At 66.3% G+C, this 16,391-nt stretch carries 17 protein-coding genes; 6 read left to right on the top strand and 11 right to left on the bottom strand.

The window, feature by feature from the left end; translation table 11 throughout:
• Position 1: 1 nt before the first annotated feature.
• From ACIPXZ_RS13595 to ACIPXZ_RS13585, 3 genes are all read right to left on the bottom strand, one after another.
• Complete coding sequence (locus tag ACIPXZ_RS13595) at positions 2–1,021, bottom strand: alpha-ketoacid dehydrogenase subunit beta (protein ID WP_400595170.1); 1,020 nt, start codon at positions 1,019–1,021, stop codon at positions 2–4.
• Positions 1,021–2,169, bottom strand: coding sequence for a pyruvate dehydrogenase (acetyl-transferring) E1 component subunit alpha (gene pdhA / locus ACIPXZ_RS13590; protein ID WP_400595168.1), 1,149 nt, complete (start codon positions 2,167–2,169; stop codon positions 1,021–1,023). Before pdhA ends, ACIPXZ_RS13595 begins: the two co-directional genes overlap by 1 nt.
• 223 nt (positions 2,170–2,392) lie before the next feature.
• Positions 2,393–2,749, bottom strand: coding sequence for a winged helix-turn-helix transcriptional regulator (locus ACIPXZ_RS13585; RefSeq protein ID WP_400595166.1), 357 nt, complete (start codon positions 2,747–2,749; stop codon positions 2,393–2,395).
• Between the two features lie 100 nt (positions 2,750–2,849).
• Between ACIPXZ_RS13585 and ACIPXZ_RS13580 the strand changes: the two genes are divergently transcribed.
• Positions 2,850–4,250, top strand: coding sequence for an MFS transporter (locus ACIPXZ_RS13580; RefSeq protein WP_400595164.1), 1,401 nt, complete (start codon positions 2,850–2,852; stop codon positions 4,248–4,250).
• A gap of 79 nt (positions 4,251–4,329) precedes the next feature.
• Here ACIPXZ_RS13580 and ACIPXZ_RS13575 read toward each other — a convergent pair whose 3' ends face one another.
• Together ACIPXZ_RS13575 and ACIPXZ_RS13570 are read right to left on the bottom strand one after the other, a co-directional pair.
• Positions 4,330–5,940, bottom strand: a complete 1,611-nt coding sequence (locus tag ACIPXZ_RS13575; protein ID WP_400595162.1) for a cation acetate symporter — start codon at positions 5,938–5,940, stop codon at positions 4,330–4,332.
• Entirely contained in the window at positions 5,937–6,317 is a 381-nt protein-coding gene (locus tag ACIPXZ_RS13570) for a DUF485 domain-containing protein (protein ID WP_400595160.1), read from the bottom strand. The genes ACIPXZ_RS13575 and ACIPXZ_RS13570 overlap by 4 nt, the downstream gene beginning before the upstream one ends.
• Before the next feature lie 232 nt (positions 6,318–6,549).
• On the opposite strand from ACIPXZ_RS13570, the gene ACIPXZ_RS13565 reads away from it, so the two are divergent.
• From ACIPXZ_RS13565 to ACIPXZ_RS13550, 4 genes are read left to right on the top strand one after another with little or no spacing between them, the layout of a single operon-like run.
• Positions 6,550–7,773 (top strand): sensor histidine kinase, encoded by a 1,224-nt coding sequence (locus tag ACIPXZ_RS13565; protein WP_400595158.1) that lies wholly within the window; start codon positions 6,550–6,552, stop codon positions 7,771–7,773.
• Between the two features lie 24 nt (positions 7,774–7,797).
• Complete coding sequence (locus ACIPXZ_RS13560) at positions 7,798–8,535, top strand: LytR/AlgR family response regulator transcription factor (protein ID WP_400595156.1); 738 nt, start codon at positions 7,798–7,800, stop codon at positions 8,533–8,535.
• Positions 8,532–8,906 carry a hypothetical protein gene (locus tag ACIPXZ_RS13555; RefSeq protein ID WP_400595154.1) on the top strand — a complete coding sequence of 125 codons (375 nt, stop codon included), beginning with the start codon at positions 8,532–8,534 and terminating at the stop codon, positions 8,904–8,906. The genes ACIPXZ_RS13560 and ACIPXZ_RS13555 overlap by 4 nt, the downstream gene beginning before the upstream one ends.
• Positions 8,903–10,351 carry a cation acetate symporter gene (locus tag ACIPXZ_RS13550; protein ID WP_400595152.1) on the top strand — a complete coding sequence of 483 codons (1,449 nt, stop codon included), beginning with the start codon at positions 8,903–8,905 and terminating at the stop codon, positions 10,349–10,351. Before ACIPXZ_RS13555 ends, ACIPXZ_RS13550 begins: the two co-directional genes overlap by 4 nt.
• Before the next feature lie 13 nt (positions 10,352–10,364).
• Here ACIPXZ_RS13550 and ACIPXZ_RS13545 read toward each other — a convergent pair whose 3' ends face one another.
• From ACIPXZ_RS13545 to rpsB, 6 genes are all read right to left on the bottom strand, one after another.
• The gene (locus tag ACIPXZ_RS13545; RefSeq protein ID WP_400595150.1) at positions 10,365–10,946 is read right to left on the bottom strand and encodes a DivIVA domain-containing protein; all 582 of its coding nucleotides are present in this window, start codon (positions 10,944–10,946) and stop codon (positions 10,365–10,367) included.
• A gap of 44 nt (positions 10,947–10,990) precedes the next feature.
• Positions 10,991–11,902, bottom strand: a complete 912-nt coding sequence (locus tag ACIPXZ_RS13540) for a phosphatidate cytidylyltransferase (protein WP_400595148.1) — start codon at positions 11,900–11,902, stop codon at positions 10,991–10,993.
• Positions 11,902–12,459: a ribosome recycling factor gene (gene frr / locus ACIPXZ_RS13535; protein ID WP_400595146.1), complete on the bottom strand. Its 558-nt coding sequence runs from the start codon at positions 12,457–12,459 to the stop codon at positions 11,902–11,904. The genes ACIPXZ_RS13540 and frr overlap by 1 nt, the downstream gene beginning before the upstream one ends.
• Positions 12,460–12,612: 153 nt before the next feature.
• The gene (gene pyrH, locus ACIPXZ_RS13530; RefSeq protein ID WP_400595144.1) at positions 12,613–13,353 is read right to left on the bottom strand and encodes a UMP kinase; all 741 of its coding nucleotides are present in this window, start codon (positions 13,351–13,353) and stop codon (positions 12,613–12,615) included.
• A 142-nt stretch (positions 13,354–13,495) separates the two neighbouring features.
• Positions 13,496–14,332 carry a translation elongation factor Ts gene (gene tsf, locus ACIPXZ_RS13525; RefSeq protein WP_400595142.1) on the bottom strand — a complete coding sequence of 279 codons (837 nt, stop codon included), beginning with the start codon at positions 14,330–14,332 and terminating at the stop codon, positions 13,496–13,498.
• A 133-nt stretch (positions 14,333–14,465) separates the two neighbouring features.
• Entirely contained in the window at positions 14,466–15,326 is an 861-nt protein-coding gene (rpsB, locus tag ACIPXZ_RS13520) for a 30S ribosomal protein S2 (protein ID WP_400595140.1), read from the bottom strand.
• A 415-nt stretch (positions 15,327–15,741) separates the two neighbouring features.
• Between rpsB and ACIPXZ_RS13515 the strand changes: the two genes are divergently transcribed.
• On the top strand, positions 15,742–16,371 hold the full coding sequence (locus ACIPXZ_RS13515) for a M23 family metallopeptidase (RefSeq protein ID WP_400595138.1): 630 nt from the start codon (positions 15,742–15,744) through the stop codon (positions 16,369–16,371).
• The last annotated feature ends 20 nt before the right edge of the window (positions 16,372–16,391 follow it).

Here is a 16,391-nt window from a genome sequence, read left to right as displayed (position 1 = left end):
GTCAGTCGTCTGCTCCATCGAGGCTCGTCAGGGAGTTGGGGCGGTCCATGACCCGGTCCACCCCGTCCAGGATCCGGTCCAGATCCGGGAGGTGATGCATTTCGAGCTTCGAATACGGGTACGGCACGTCGAAACCGGTGACCCGGACCGGGGCGTGCTCGAGGTGGTTGAAGCAACGTTCCGTGAGGCTTGTGGCGAGTTCCGCGCCCAGTCCCCCGTTCATGCCGGCTTCATGGGCGATCACCAGGCGTCCGGTCTTCCGCACGGAGGCCTCCAACGTCGGGTAGTCGACCGGCGACAGTGCGCGAAGATCGATGACTTCGACCGAGACTCCCTCGTCCCCGGCGGCGAGCGCGACGTCGAGAGCCGTCTTCACCAGCGGGCCATACGCTACGAGCGTGACATCGGAGCCCGTGGTCAGAACGCGGGCCGCTTCCATCGACGGAGCGGTGGCCGGGTCGACGGACTCATCCACCTCACCCTTGTCGTGGTACCGCCGCTTCGGCTCGAAGTACAGCACTGGATCATCAGAGGCGATGGCCTGCTGAATCATCGTGTAGGCGTCCTGAGGATTGGACACCGAAATCACCCGCAGACCGGAGGTGTGGGTGAAATAGGCCTCCGGCGACTCGGAGTGGTGTTCCGGCGAACCGATGCCACCACCGAACGGCACCCGGATGGTGAGAGGAACTCTGACGAGACCCTGCGTGCGGTAATGCAGCTTGGCCACCTGGGAGACGATCTGGTCGAACGCCGGGTAGATGAATCCATCGAACTGAATTTCGCAGACCGGCCGGTATCCTCGGTAGGCCAAGCCCACCGCGGTCCCGATGATGCCGGACTCGGCCAGGGGCGTGTCCAGGACACGATGCGCTCCGAAATCCTTCTGCAGACCATCGGTGACCCGGAAGACGCCACCGAGGGAGCCGATGTCCTCCCCCATGAGAAGAACCTTGGGGTCGTTCTCCATGGCACGGCGAAGCCCTGCATTGATAGCCCGGGCGAATGTCATGGTTCCCATCAGTGCTGCCCTCCGCTGACCGGCGTTCCGGCTTCTGCGCCGGCTTGCCCGAACTGTTCCAGATACAACTTGTAGTGCTGCTCCTGACGTTCGAGCCACGTGTTGGGCGTTGCGTAGGCATGGCGGAAGACGTCCAATGGTTCCGGCTCGGGTATCGCCACGACGCCGCGACGCACGATCGCCGCCACCTCATCCGCCTTGGCCTTCACCCGGGCCTTCACGCTCTCGCTCAGCAGTCCGCGGGCTTCCAGGTGCTTCTCCAGGCGCACGATCGGATCCTTGGCCGCCCAGTCCTCCAGCTCGTTGGGATCGCGATAGCGGGTGGGGTCATCCGCCGTCGTGTGCGGGCCCATGCGATAGGTGACCGCTTCGATGAAGGTGGGCCCGCCGCCTTGACGTGCCCGGTCGAGTGCGATGCGGGTTGCTGCCAGGACGGCGAGCACGTCGTTGCCGTCCACCCGGAGGTGAGGGATCCCGAAGCCGCCGGCCCGTTCAGCGATGGTGATATGGGTCTGGAGCTCCACCGGCTCTGAGATGGCCCAGTGGTTGTTCTGGCAGAAGAAGATCACCGGAGCCTGGTAGCTGGCGGCGAACACCATCGCCTCGTTGACGTCGCCCTGGCTTGTGGCACCATCGCCGAAATAGGCTACGGCGGCCGAGTCCGCGCCGTCGAACTGGACACCCATGGCGTATCCGACAGCGTGCAGGGTCTGCGCCCCGATGATGATCTGCATCGGGGCCATATTGATCTCGAACGGGTCCCAGCCGAAGGAGGCGTTGCCCCTCCAGGCCTTGAGGAAGCTCTCGACATCGACGCCCCGGCAGTAGGCCACACCGTGCTCGCGATAGCTGGAGAAAACGAAGTCGTCCTGGCGCATTGCCCGGCCGGACCCGATCTGCGCGGCCTCCTGGCCCAGCAACGGCGGCCAGAGGGCCAGCTCACCCTGCCGCTGCAGAGCCGTGGCTTCCGCATCGATTCGCCGGATGACCACCATGTCTTCGTAGAGGCCGGTCAGGAGCGACTCTCCATCGAGTCGCTCCAGTTCCGGGAGCCACGGATCAAGCTGGGGCTCCGGGACTCGCTCGCCACTCGAGGTGAGGACCTGGAGCAGTTCTTCCCCCGGGTTGCGGGGATTCGGGTCAGGCACAGTATTCGACTTCCCTTCGCTGCGGCCGAGTCACTCCGGGGATCACCCGGAGCCCTTCCGGACGCCATCGTCACATGCAGCTCTTACTTGTGAGGCTACTCACATTGAAATGTGCGAACAAGCACTTCTTGCGCAATTGCGCGGAATGCGATGTTCGAACCACCCTCGCCCCTCCCGGACAGGCCGAATGCCCAACCGAGGGCCATTTCAGAGGGCATCTCGCTCAATCCTCACTACTCATACTGCCTGCGTAGTCCGCGCCCCAGCCCGCCAGCTGCTCGATGATCGGCAGGGCACTGCCGCCCAGTTCCGTCAGGGAGTACTCGACCTTCGGCGGAACCTGCGGGAAGACGGTTCGGAGGACGAGTCCGTCGTCCTCAAGCTCACGCAATTGGCGGGTCAGCACCCTCGCCGGCGGATCGCCCAGGCGGCGTCCGAGCTCGCCGAAGCGAATGGTTCCTTCTTGGTGCAGCAGTTCCAGGATGGCCGGTTTCCAGCTGCCGCCCAAGACCACCACGGCCACCTCCGCGGCGCATTCGGCGGGCCATTGGCGGACCACCTTCTCCGTACGTTCACGCATGGTGCTTCCTTTCGCGAAAGACCATTACTTACATAATTGTCAGTACGTTCAGAAAATGTCAGTACTTGCTCATTTCCTGCCTGGCAACAAGCCTAAAGCCATGACGCTTTCCAGCACCGAAACCTCAGCCGGGCTCTCCCCGAAGAGATGGCTGGCCTTGATCCCCATGCTGCTCGGTGTGCTGATCGGCAGTCTGAGTCTCAGTTCGATCATCACGGCACTTCCCGCGCTGCTGTCCGAACTCCGGCTCGACGCCTCCGTCGGAGTGTGGATCATCGACATCTATCCGCTCACTTTGGGCGTGACCCTGGTGCTGGCCGCCCGGGCAGGCGACCACTGGGGCCGGAAACGCATCATGCTCCTAGGGCTCGGCGGCTTCGCCGTCTTCAACCTGCTCGCGGGGCTGTCCTCGGCCGGAGCCGTGCTGATCGCGCTCAGAATGCTTCTGGGAGTCTCCGAGGCGATGGTCATCTCCAGCGTGGTCGCGACCATCGGCTCCCAGTTCCACGCTCGCGAGCGAGTCCTCGCCTATGGCTTCTGGACGGCGGCCTTCGGGGCTGGCAGCGCCTTCGGCCCGGTACTGGGCGGGCTGCTCACCGAGGGGCCCGGCTGGCGCTGGGTCTTCCTGGGCTGTGTGCCGCTCGCGGCGCTGGCCGTCCTGACGGCCTTATGGATCGTTCCTGAGAGCCGGGCGCCGGTCACACCCCACTGGGATCCGCCGAGCATCGTCAGTTCCGTGCTCGCGATCGGCGGTCTCGTCTACGCCCTCCAGCACGCACTCTCCGAGCCCGTCCTGGCCGCTGTGCTGGCCGTCGTCGGCCTCGCGTCCGGCGTCCTTTTCGTGCGCAGACAGAAGACCCTCAGCAATCCGCTGATCGACGTCGAGATCTTCCGCATCCGTGAGTTCAGCATCGCGTACACCCACATCCTGGTGGCCACCGGGACCACCGCGGCAACGCTCTACCTGGTGGGTCTGCAGGTCCAGGCCTATCAAGGGCTGAGCCCGGCAGCGTCCGGACTGGTGCTGCTGCCGCTGGCTGCGATGACCGGGATCATCGGAGCCACGGTGCCGTTGGCCCTGAAGCGGTGGAGCCGGAAGAGGATCACCACTCTCGCCCTGACCGTGGCGATGCTGGGCCAATTGTGGCTGGCGTCGGGTATCCCGGGGATCCCCATTGCGCTGGGGCTCATCGGCGCCGGCTTCGGCGCGGTGGGAACGCTTGCGGCGGCCGCCCTCTTCGATTACACGACGCCGGCCCAGGCCGGGCAGGTGGGCGCCGTACAGGAGGTCAGCTTCGCGCTCGGAAACGGCATCGGAGTGGCGGTCTTCGGCACGATCGCGCTGGCGACCGGCCCGGGCGGATACTCACTCGCCATGCTTCTGGCCGGAATCGTCCTGGCCGCGGCGGCACTCACGTACCCGCTTCAGTCGTTCAACAGGGCACTGGCGTTGAAGAGGGCACTGCCGTTCAGGAGAGCACTGCGCCGCCGAGGCCGCTAGTTCGCGTTCAAACCGCTCAGGAAACGAGCGATCTGGCACGGAACCAGCGGCCTCGGCGGAGGAACTCCCGGAACGCTCGCTAGTGATCCACCGCCTTCTCCGCGCCCACTCCGGTCAGGGACCGCACCTCCATCTCCGCCTGCTTGGCCGGATCCTCGGTCCTCCGGTCCAGGACCGTGCCGAGCCAGCCGAGGAAGAACGCCAACGGAATCGAGATGATCCCCGGGTTGCTCAGTGGGAACCAGGCGAAGTCGGCATTCTGGATCATCGAGGTCTTGGTTCCCGAGACCACTGGGCTGAAGGCGATCAGCACGACGGCGGCCGTCAGGCCCCCGTACATGCTCCAGAGTGCGCCCTGAGTGGTGAAACGCTTCCAGAACAGCGAGTAGATGATGGTCGGCAGGTTCGCCGAGGCCGCCACGGCGAAGGCCAGCGCCACGAGGAAGGCCACGTTCTGACCGTTGGCGAAGACGCCACCCACGATCGCGAGCACACCGATCACCACCACGGTCCTCCGCGCGACCTTGACCTCCTGCGCGGGGTCGGATTTCCCCTTGGCGATGACGTTGGCGTAGATGTCATGCGCGAAGGAGGCTGCCGCCGTGATGGTCAGGCCGGCCACCACGGCGAGGATCGTGGCGAACGCCACCGCCGAGATGAACCCGAGCAAGAGTGGTCCGCCCAGATGGAAGGCGAGCAATGGAGCGGCGGAGTTCACACCTCCCGGGGCCTTCTTGATGAGGTCCGCCCCCACCATCGATGCCGCGCCGTACCCCAGGACCAGGGTGATGAGATAGAAGGCGCCGATCAGCCAGATCGCCCACACCACGGACTTCCGGGCTTCTTTGGCTGTCGGAACCGTGTAGAACCGCATCAGGACATGCGGGAGCGCCGCGGTGCCGAGAACCAAGGCCAGCGCGAGCGAGACGAAGTCCAGTTTGGTGGTCGCGCTCTTGCCGTATTGCAGACCGGGATTCAGGACGGCCGGGTTCTGGGCCGCGTCGGCGGCACCACCGAGCAGCGCGGAGAGGTTGAAACCATAGCTGGCGAGGACCCACAGGGTCATGACGGCGGCGCCTGCGATCAGCAGCACGGCCTTGATGATCTGAACCCAGGTGGTGCCCTTCATACCTCCGATCAGTACGTAGACGATCATCAGGACGCCGACCACCACGATCACCAGCGCCTGACCTCCCCAGTCGCTGATGCCCAGCAGGAGCGAGATCAGGCTTCCCGCACCGGCCATCTGAGCGAGGAGATAGAAGAAGCAGACGGCCAAGGTGGACAGCGCGGCCGCGATCCGCACCGGTCGTTGACGCAGCCGGAAGGAGAGGACGTCGGCCATCGTGAACTTGCCGGTGTTGCGCAGGAGTTCCGCGACCAACAGCAGGGCCACGAGCCAGGCCACCAGGAAGCCGATCGAATACAGGAACCCGTCATAGCCGTTGATCGCGATCGCACCGGTGATGCCGAGGAACGACGCCGCCGAGAGATAGTCTCCGGCGATCGCGGTGCCGTTCTGGGAGCCGGTGAAGGAGCGTCCGGCGGCGTAGTAGTCGGCCGCCGTCTTGTTGTTCCGGCTGGCCCGGATCACGATCACGAGGGTGACCAGCACGAACGCCGCGAAGATCCCCATGTTCAGGAGAGTGGTGTCCTTGAGGGCTGAGAGCTGAACGGTGGGGAGACTCATCGGGCCGTCTCCTCGTCCGTCGCAGCGGAACGGTCATGCTCGTGCCCTTCGATGCTCTCCCGGATCGAGGAGGCGATCGGATCCAGCGTGCGGTTCGAATAGCGCACGTACCAGGCGGTGATGCCGAAGGTCGTCACGAACTGGAGGAGGCCGAAGACCAGCCCCACGTTGATGTTCCCCCAGAGCTTCGTGGACATGAACTCATGGGCATAGTCGGCGAGGAGGACGTACGCGAAGTACCAGAGCAGGAAGAACGCGGCCAGCGGGAAGACGAAGCTGCGATGCCTCCTCCGCAGGTCCTGGAACTCGGGTGTTGCCTGGACCTCCTGAAAGTCCACGGCCGCCGCGCCGTCCTCGGGATGGGTTTCGTGTCCCATGGCTTCCTCCTTGAAGCTGCCGGATACGGTTCCCCCGCCCAGACGGCCGGGGAGTCTCCGGCCGCACGACCGGATGTGACTGCCATCACTATGCCGCCGCGCCGGGGCCGTCGTCCGTCATCCGGGCGATCCCATCGCCCAACGGGGCGAGCCGTGCGACGAACGGCATCCGGGCGGCGCCACCAGGGCTGCACAGGAGCCCCGAGAGCCCCGACTCGCTACGCTTGGGGCCATGCCGGATTCAGCGCTCCTGCTCGCCATCGCCGTCGGCGTCGTCACCCTGGCCGTCGCCGCCGTGGCGGGCGTCGGGACCCAGATCCTGCGTTCGTTCCGTGAACTGGGCAGCGACGCCGAGCGGGCCACGTATCAGACCCTCCACAGCGCCGCACTGGCCGGCGGGCATCTCCGTGCAGGCCTGACCGCGGACAGTGCGACCCGGGCCGCCAAGCATCTGCGGGCCATGCTCGGTTGCGAGGCGATCGCCCTGCTGGACGCCGACGGCGCCCTGCTCAGCTGGGAGGGGGCCGAACCACACGATCGTGAAGCCCTCCTGGACCGCGCGCTGGACGGCGGGCGTTCGCAACGGCCGCTCCTGCTCAAGCCCCCGGTCCGGCAACGCAGCTCTGCCCGGGACCGCGGCGAGAACTCCCACGGCGCAGTGTCAGCAGGCGCCGTGACGGCGCCGGTCCGCGTCGACGGCGAGACCGTGGCCCTACTCCTCGCAGTGAGCTCCTCGCCCGGCGCCGGACTGCTCAAGGCGAGCACGGAGCTGGCGGCCTGGCTGGGCTCACAGCTGGAGCTGGCCGAGCTCGAACGCTCCCGCACCATGCTCGTGGAAGCCGAGCTGAAGGCCTTGCGCGCGCAGATCAGCCCGCACTTCATCTACAACTCCCTGAATGCGATCGCGTCATTCATCAACACGGACCCCGCCCGGGCCCGTGAACTCGTGCTGGAGTTCGCTGACTTCACCCGGTACTCCTTCCGCCGCCACGGGGATTTCACGACCCTGGCCGAAGAACTGAGAAGCATCGACCGCTATCTGCTCCTGGAACGAGCACGCTTCGGAGAGCGGCTGCAGCTGTCCCTGACGATCGCACCCGAAGTACTCAGCACGATCGTGCCCTTCCTGAGTCTTCAGCCCCTCGTGGAGAACGCCGTCCGCCACGGACTCGAATCCCGTGCGGGAACGGGGACCATCACCATCAAGGCTTACGAGGAGGGCGGCTATGCGGTGGTCAGCGTGGAGGACGACGGCGTCGGCATCGATCCGCAACGGCTCGGCGCATTGCTGGCGGGACAGGATGGCGGCGGGAACCACGTGGGGCTGCGGAATGTCGACCTCCGTCTCCGGCAGGTCTACGGCGAAGACCACGGGCTCGTGGTCGAGACGGCACCCGACGAAGGGACCCTCGTCACGCTCCGTGTCCCGAAGTCGCAGCCGCGCCACGACGTCTGAACCGGCCGGCGCTACTCTGGTCCAGTGACAAGTCCCCCAGCCTCCCTCACCGTCCTGGTGGTGGACGACGAACTGCCTGCCGTCGAGGAACTGGCCTATCTTCTGGGCAATGACGCCCGGGTGGGTGTCATCCACCGCGCGACCTCCCCGGCGCAGGCCTTGAGCGAGCTGGAAGCCACGGCGTTCGACGCCGTCTTCCTGGACATCCACATGCCAGGGCTCTCCGGGCTCGAACTCGCCCGGACGATCAACAACGCGCCCTCTCCCCCGGCGATCGTGTTCGTCACGGCCGACGAGGACTGCGCGCTGGAGGCATTCGAGCTGGCGGCCATCGACTATCTCCTCAAACCGATACGTCCCGAGCGCCTGGCCCGTTCGGTCTCCAGGATCCACGAGATGGCCGGCGAGACACCCCGCGCGCAGGAGATGATCCCGGTGGAACTGGGTGGCGTGACGCGGATGATCCGCCGGGACGAAGTCCACTACGTGCAAGCGCAGGGCGACTACGCCCGTCTCCACACTTCCGAGGCGAGCTATCTGATCAGGGTTCCCATGAGTGAGCTGGAGCAGCAATGGGGCACGGCCGGTTTCCTGCGGATCCATCGTTCCTACCTCGTGGCGCTGAGACATGTCTCCGCTCTGAAGCTCGGGGCCGCCGCACCGAGTGTGACCGTCGCAGGTGCCGAGCTTCCCATCAGCCGCCGCCTGCTTCCCGCCGTGCGGAGCGCGCTCTCCCCCGCACGGATGAGGACCGGCGGATGACCCGGGTGAGGGTGGTCGCCCCGGCACGTCCGGGCCGGACACCGGGATCGGGACGTCCGCCATCGACGGCCTCCGCAGCGCGGGAACCCGGGGAGGACGACGCCGCGCACGTCTACCTGCGCTCCCTGCTGCGCTCCCAATTGCGACTGGCGCTCGTAGTCGCCGTCGGATTCCTCTTGATCGCCGGCACATTCTCCGCCCTGCTGGTCTGGGTGCCCTGGCTGCGCGGGCTCAGCGTCCTCGGCGTCCCGTTCGAATGGGTTCTGCTCGGGGTAGGGCTCTTTCCCGTGATCCTGCTCAGCGCAGCCCTCTACACCCGTCTGGCCCAGCGGAACGAAGAGCGCTACCGGGATCTCACCGAGGAACGATGAACGCACCCATCGCCGTCACAGCGATCCTCCTGGTGGTCGCGGCCACCCTTCTGATCGGCTTCTACGGCCTGCGGATCTCCCGGACCACGAGTGATTTCTACGTCGCATCGCGGACTGTCCAGCCGTGGTGGAACGCCTCAGCCATCGGTGGCGAGTACCTCTCGGCGGCGAGTTTCCTGGGCGTGGCAGGGCTTGTCGTCCTCAACGGCCGTGACGCGCTCTGGTATCCGGTCGGGTACACGGCGGGCTACCTCATGCTGCTGCTTTTCGTGGCGGCGCCGCTACGCCGTTCGGGCGCCTACACGGTCCCGGACTTCGCTCAATCACGGCTCGGCTCGCTCACGGCCCGGCGGCTGACCAGTCTCCTGGTCGTCCTGGTGGGATGCCTCTACATCGTGCCCCAGCTGCACGGAGCCGCGCTGACCGTGTCCATCATGACCGGGCTGCCACCCTGGGCCGGTTCCGGGACCGTCGCCGTGACGGTCACACTGGCCGTGGTAGCGGGCGGCATGCGGTCCATGACCTTCGTCCAGGCCTTCCAGTTCTGGCTCAAGCTCGCGGCATTGGCCGTCCCGGCGCTCTTCATGCTGTTCTCCCTGCCCGGACTGCACCCGGCGGCCGCGCCCCTGACGCTGGGCGGTACGACGCTCGGCGGAGCCCTAGGAACCTATCAGAACGTTTCGCTCTTCCTCGCGCTGCTGCTCGGCACCCTGGGCCTGCCCCACGTCCTGGTCCGCTTCTACACCAACCCGGACGGTCCGACCGCCCGGAAGACCACCGTGCTGGTCCTGAGCCTGCTGTCGGTCTTCTACATCCTGCCGGTGATCTTCGGCTACCTCGCCCGCGTCTACGCGCCGGGAGTCGTAGCAGGAACCCAGCCCGACGCCGTCGTGCTCCTCTTGCCGCATGCACTGGTACCGGGTCCCGTGGGCGAGCTCCTCACCGCCCTGGTGGTGGCGGGCGCCTTCGCAGCGTTCCTCTCCACCACTTCCGGCCTCGTCGTGTCGGTGGCCGGGGTGCTGTCGCAGGACGCACTGGGCGGCGGGGTGAAGGGCTTCCGGCGGGCCGCGGTGCTCGCCATGCTGGTCCCATTCCTGCTCTCGGTGCCGACCCAGAGCCCCGCACTGGCCGGCAGTGTGGGTCAGGTCTTCGCCTTCACGGCGTCGACGCTCTGCCCGCTGCTCCTGCTGGGGATCTGGTGGCCGCGCCTCAGCACGGCCGGTGCACTGGCGGGCATGCTCACCGGTGGCCTCGGCTGCGGTGCGGCGATGCTGGGCACCGCGATGCTGGGGGCGACGGCACCGGTCTGGCTATCGCAACCGGCCGCCTGGAGCGTGCCGCTGGCGTTCGCCGTGATGGTCGGAGTCTCATGGATCACCCCGCGCAGTGTCCCGGCGGACGCCTGGCGAACACTCACCCGACTGCACGCACCGGAACGCCGCTGACCACGGCGCGGTGTCAGTCGATCGCGGCCATGAGTTCGACGACACGGTCCAGGAAGGCGTCCACCTGGGCCTCTTCGTAGGCCTCTGCGCCCTTGGCCGGAGCGAACGACGCCCGGCGGACGTCATCCACGCTCAACGGGTGGTCATGCTCCAGGTAGTCCACGATCTGGCGGCAGAGCGCATCCACCTCGGTGACGGCGTAACCCTGGGTACGGACCTTGGACGGCTGGCGGAACTTCTCGCCGTCGGCGCGGTACAGCCGCTGGCGCAGAAGCGTCGACAGCCTTCCGACGTCACCGAGCCAGGCTTCCTCGCCCTGCTCCGAGATCAGGGCGTCGCGCTCCTTGCGTGCCATCGCATCCTCAAGGATGTCGAGAGCATGATCGACCTGAGCCGCTTCGTACCCGCCCTTGGCGGCGTCGAAAGCCACCTTCCGGACCTCGACGCTGCTGAGATCGGTGGCGTTCTCCGGATCCTCGAAGATCGCGCGGGCGCGCTCCATGAAGTCATCCACCTGGGCAACGCTGTAGCCGTAGGTGGAGCGTTCGACGCGCCGGAAGGTCGCCGGGATCTTTCGGCTGCTCGCTTCGGTCATGGATTTTCCCCTTCAGGAAAGGTCGGTGCTGATCTTCCAGCGCGTCAGTGCGCACTTTCGAAGACATGAAACAGGATAAAGGCCACGGGCGATGCGAAGAGAACCGAGTCGAGACGGTCCATCACTCCGCCATGCCCGGGAAGGATGCTGCTCATGTCCTTCACCCCGAGCTCGCGCTTGACCATCGACTCCGCAAGATCTCCGGCCGTCGCAGCCCCGACCATGCCGATGGCGAGGACCATGCCGAACCACCAGGGCTTGTCGAGGAAGAACACGGAGGCCAGGACACCGATGAGAACGGCACCCGCCACGGAACCCGCGAAACCCTCCCAGGACTTCTTCGGGCTGATCTTGGGAGCCATGGGATGTTTGCCCAGCGATGCACCCACCAGATAGCCGAAGGTGTCGTTGGCCACCACCAGCAACAGCATGGTCATGAGCTGGAAGACGCCCTGAGGAATCTGGCCGCCCGGCCAGAGCCCGATGGTGGACTCACCGATCCCGGTGTGCAGGGACAGGATGGCAAAACTCAAGAGGAAGGGAACCCAAGCCAGGATGAAGGCACTGGCGTAGATGCTGGGGGCCGCGCCCTCCGCATGTTCGGCGCTGCGCCAGACCAGGATCGCGAACGCCCCGGTGACGGCACCGTAAAGCAGGGCCTCCAGTCCCCCGAAATAAGAGACGAAAGGCAGTGCCGCGGAGGCGATGATGAGCGGCGTGAACGCCACTTTGATCCCGTAGCCCTCGAGGGCGCGGGACACCTCCCAGACGCCGAGGCAAGCGAATCCCGCCACGACGGCCACGAAGCCGAGGGGCAGGAAGAAGAGGGTGAGCAGCACTGCGGCAAGCAAGCCGAGCCCCACCCCGATGGCCGCCGGGAGATCCCGGCCGGCCTTCGGGGTGGGGTTGGGGCGCGGTTGGCGCAGGCGGTGCAACCACCCAGCAGGCTCGGTCATCAGACTTCGAGGAGTTCGGCTTCCTTGCGCTTGAGCAACTCGTCGATGGCATCGACGTGCTGCTTGGTCAGGCCATCCAGCTCCTTCTCCGCGCGGGTGCCCTCATCCTCGCTGGCGTCGCCCTCCTTGACGAGCTTGTCCAGCGTGTCCTTGGCCTTGCGGCGGACGGAGCGCACGGAGACCTTGGCGTCCTCGGCCTTGGACTTGACGATCTTCACGTACTCCTTGCGGCGCTCCTGAGTCAGCTCGGGAAGCACGACGCGGATCACATTGCCGTCGTTGGAGGGGTTGGCGCCCACCTCGGAGTCGCTCAGAGCCTTCTCGATGTCCCGCAGAGCAGTCTTGTCGTACGGCGTGATGAGGATGGTCCGGGCTTCCGGGACGGCGAATGACGCCAGCTGCTGCAGAGGCGTGGGAGTGCCGTAGTACTCCACGATCACCTTGCTGTAGAGGGCCGGGTTCGCACGACCCGTGCGCACGGTGGCGAAGTCTTCCTTAGCCACCTCGATGGCCTTGTCCATCTTTTCGCCCGCTTCAAGCAGGGTCTCTTCGATCACGGTCTCTCCTGTGAACTCATCGGTGTTCGTGCCTGGCTCCAGGCACAACTACAAATATCCTAGCCGCAGCCGCCCGGCCGGGTCCCACCCGGTCCGGACAGCGGTCTCAGCAGGCGGAGCGCAGACCGTGCCGGTCCGCAGTCCGCGCGGTGGTCACGGGGTGACGCGGGTGCCCAGCTTCTCCCCCATGATTGCCCGGGTGACGTTGCCTTCACCCTCCATGCCGAACACCAGCATGGGCAGCTTGTTGTCCTTGCACATGGTCATGGCGGTCTGGTCCATGACCCGGATGTCGCGGCGCAGAGCGTCGTCGTAGCTGAGAGTCTCCAGCTTCTCCGCATCCGGGTTCTTCTTGGGGTCGGCGGTGTACACGCCGTCGACGCCGCTCTTGGCCATGAGGACTTCGTCCGCGTGGATCTCAAGGGCACGCTGCGCCGCGACCGTGTCGGTCGAGAAGTACGGCAGACCCGCACCGGCACCGAAGATCACGACGCGGTTCTTCTCCATGTGGCGGATGGCCCGGCGCGGGATGTAGACCTCAGCGACCTGAGCCATGGAAATGGCGGACTGGACCCGGGTGTCCACGCCGGCCTGCTCCAGGAAATCCTGCAGGGCCAGGCTGTTCATCACCGTTCCGAGCATGCCCATGTAGTCGGCCCGGGAGCGGTCCATGCCGCTCTGGGAGAGCTCGGCACCACGGAAGAAGTTGCCACCGCCCACCACTACGGCCACCTCGACCTCGTTCTTCACGGCCTCCGCGATCTGCAGTGCGATCCCACGCACCGTGTCAGGATCGACGCCGAGCTTCCCTCCGCCGAAGACCTCACCTGAGAGCTTGAGCAGCACCCTGCGGCGGCGCGGCGACGGATCGTTGGCGATGCTGGTGTTTTCCATGGTGCCTCCCTGGCTCGATTCTGTCTTCACTATAGGGCGCGACGACAGCCTGACTCCCGCCGGATTCCACCGGACACGGGGCTTGTGCCGCGCATGCAGAAGGGGTGGCTACCGAAGTAGCCACCCCTTCTGTTCGTCGCGACTAGGCGCCGACGCGGAAGCGTGCGACGGCGACAGCCTGGACGCCGGCCTCTTCGAGGACGGCACCGACGGACTTCTTGGCGTCCTTGGCGAACGCCTGGTCAACGAGGACCTCGCCCTTGAAGAAGCCGGTCACGCGGCCTTCGACGATCTTCGGCAGGGCAGCGTCGGGCTTGCCCTCAGCCTTCGCGGTCTCCTCGGCGATGCGGCGCTCGTTCTCGACCAGCTCGGCCGGAACGTCCTCACGGGTGAGGTAGTTCGGGGCCATCGCGGCCACGTGCACGGCCACGTCGTGGGCGGCGGTCGCAGCAGCCTCGCCCTCGCCGGAGACGGCGAAGAGGACGCCGACCTGGGCCGGGAGGTCCTTGGAGGTCTTGTGCAGGTAGGCATCGACCAGAGCGCCTTCGACACGGGCGACACGACGGACGGCGACCTTCTCACCGAGCACGGCGCCTTCCTCGACGACGACCTCGGACAGCGGCTTGCCGTCGACCTCGGTGGCCAGCAGGGCCTCGAGATCACCGGTGTTGGCTGCAACAGCGGCGGCCAGAACCTTGTCGGCGATAGCGATGAACTTGTCGCTCTTGGCCACGAAGTCGGTTTCGCAGTTGACCTCGACCATGAAGCCGACGTTGCCCTCGACCTTGGCGGCGACGAGGCCCTCGGCGGTGGAGCGGCCTTCGCGCTTGGTGGCACCCTTGAGACCCTTGATGCGGATGATCTCAATGGCCTTCTCGGCGTCGCCGTTCGCCTCGTCGAGAGCCTTCTTGACGTCCATCATGCCGGCGCCGGTGCGCTCGCGCAGGGCCTTGATGTCAGCAGCGGTGTAGTTCGCCATGTGAACCCCTCAAATGTGGTTGTTGCTTTTTACGATCTTGGGTATGACATGCGTGACAGGATGGCCGCATCGCGCAGCCATCCTGTCACCATCACCTTCCGGCCAGGAAGGCCGGAAGGGTCACGTCAGAGACTTACTCTGCGGCCGGAGCCTCAGCAGCCTCGGCTGCGGGAGCCTCAGCGGCTTCTGCTGCGGCCGGAGCTTCTGCTGCGGGGGCCTCAGCGGCCTTCTCGCCTTCCAGGAGCTCGCGCTCCCAGGCGGCCAGAGGCTCTTCAGCAGTCTCGGTCGCGCCGTTGGCGCGGTTGTTACGAGCGATCAAACCCTCGGCGACGGCGTCGGCAACAACGCGGGTCAGCAGGTTGACGGAGCGGATGGCGTCGTCGTTGCCCGGGATCGGGAAGTCGACCTCGTCCGGATCGCAGTTGGTGTCGAGGATGGCCACCACGGGGATGCCCAGCTTCTTGGCCTCGTCGACCGCCAGGTGCTCCTTCTTGGTGTCCACGACCCAGAGCAGGGACGGGGTCTTGGTCAGGTTGCGGATACCACCGAGGTTGGCCTCGAGCTTGGTCAGCTCGCGCTTGAGGAGCAGGAGCTCCTTCTTGGTGTAGCCGGAGCCGGCGACGTCGTCGAAGTTGAGCTCTTCGAGCTCCTTCATGCGCTGGATGCGCTTGGCGACGGTCTGGAAGTTGGTCAGCATGCCGCCCAGCCAACGCTGGTTCACGTAGGGCTGGCCCACGCGGGTGGCCTGCTCTGCGATGGCTTCCTGAGCCTGCTTCTTGGTACCGACGAAGAGCACGGTGCCGCCGTGGGCGACAGTGGCCTTGACGTGCTCGTAGGCGCGGTCGATGTAGGACAGAGCCTGCTGCAGGTCGATGATGTAGATGCCGTTGCGCTCGGTGAGGATGAAGCGCTTCATCTTCGGGTTCCAACGGCGGGTCTGGTGGCCGAAGTGGACACCGCTGTCAAGCAGTTGGCGCATGGTTACGACGGGCATGCCATCGCTCCTTCCGGCAGGTCACGGTTTCCTCCGTGAGAGGGCCTTCTCCGGCCGCTCTTGCCCTGCCATAGTGTATTGACGGTTTTCAGTCCGGACCGTACGGCCCGGGCTCCTGGTGCCCCAACTGTCACTCCCCATGGTCCGGCAGAGCCGGGCCGTGGACCGCGAGTGACGGCAGCCCGCACCTCAGAAGCACTGGGCTACTGGAAGCTGCGGGAATGGACACGCGAAGTCAGTCGGCGCATCTCGACACCACAAGGGCGCGGGACACGGAAGACTGCGGTTCCCAGTGTACTACACGAGCCAAGCGCCGGGGCTCCACCGCAGGATGTCCACAGCCGCCTGCCCGGTCCCATCCACATAGGGGAAAACCGCGGGCTCGCGAAGGATCACACCCAGCCACGCTGGGGACATGAAACGCGAACTTCTTCCCCGGATCAGACGCCTCCCCGCCCTCCTTCTACCCCTGCTGCTCGTCCAGTCCGCCCCGTTCCCTTCCCAGGCGGCGCCCGAAGAGCCCGGCCTCCGGGCTCGCGCCGCGGACCGGTCCGGGTCAGCAGACCGCGCCGGACCATCACTCGAGGCCGGACCGTCAGTCAAGGCCGGAGCGTGGGGCTGGCCTTTGGAGCATCGGCCGGGCCGGCTGCTCGATGCCGTTGTCCGGCCCTTCGACCCTCCGGCGAAACCGTGGCTGAGCGGACACCGCGGCGTCGATCTGGCCACTCCCGACGGAATCGGGGCGACGATCCTCTCCCCGGCCGACGGCGTGGTCTCCTTCCGCGGCACGGTGGTGGACCGCCCCGTCGTCACCGTCGATCACGGCCACGGAATCAAGAGTAGTTTCGAACCCGTTCGCAGCGATCTGGAACCCGGGACGCGGATACGCCAAGGGCAGCGCATCGGTTCCCTTGCGGGTGCCCATTGCGCCGCCCTCAGCTGCGTTCATTGGGGAGTCAGAGTCGATGGAACTTACGTCGATCCACTGCGCTTCCTCCTGGATGACCGCCCTTCCGTTCTCCTGCCCTGGGAAGGCCCGGGGTGAGCGAGCCGTCCGGCAGCGAG

It is taken from the genome of Arthrobacter sp. NPDC090010, assembly GCF_044748305.1.
GTDB lineage: Bacteria > Actinomycetota > Actinomycetes > Actinomycetales > Micrococcaceae > Arthrobacter_E.
The sequence above is the reverse complement of the archived record's forward strand: the minus strand, read 5'-3'. Positions and strand labels throughout refer to the sequence as shown.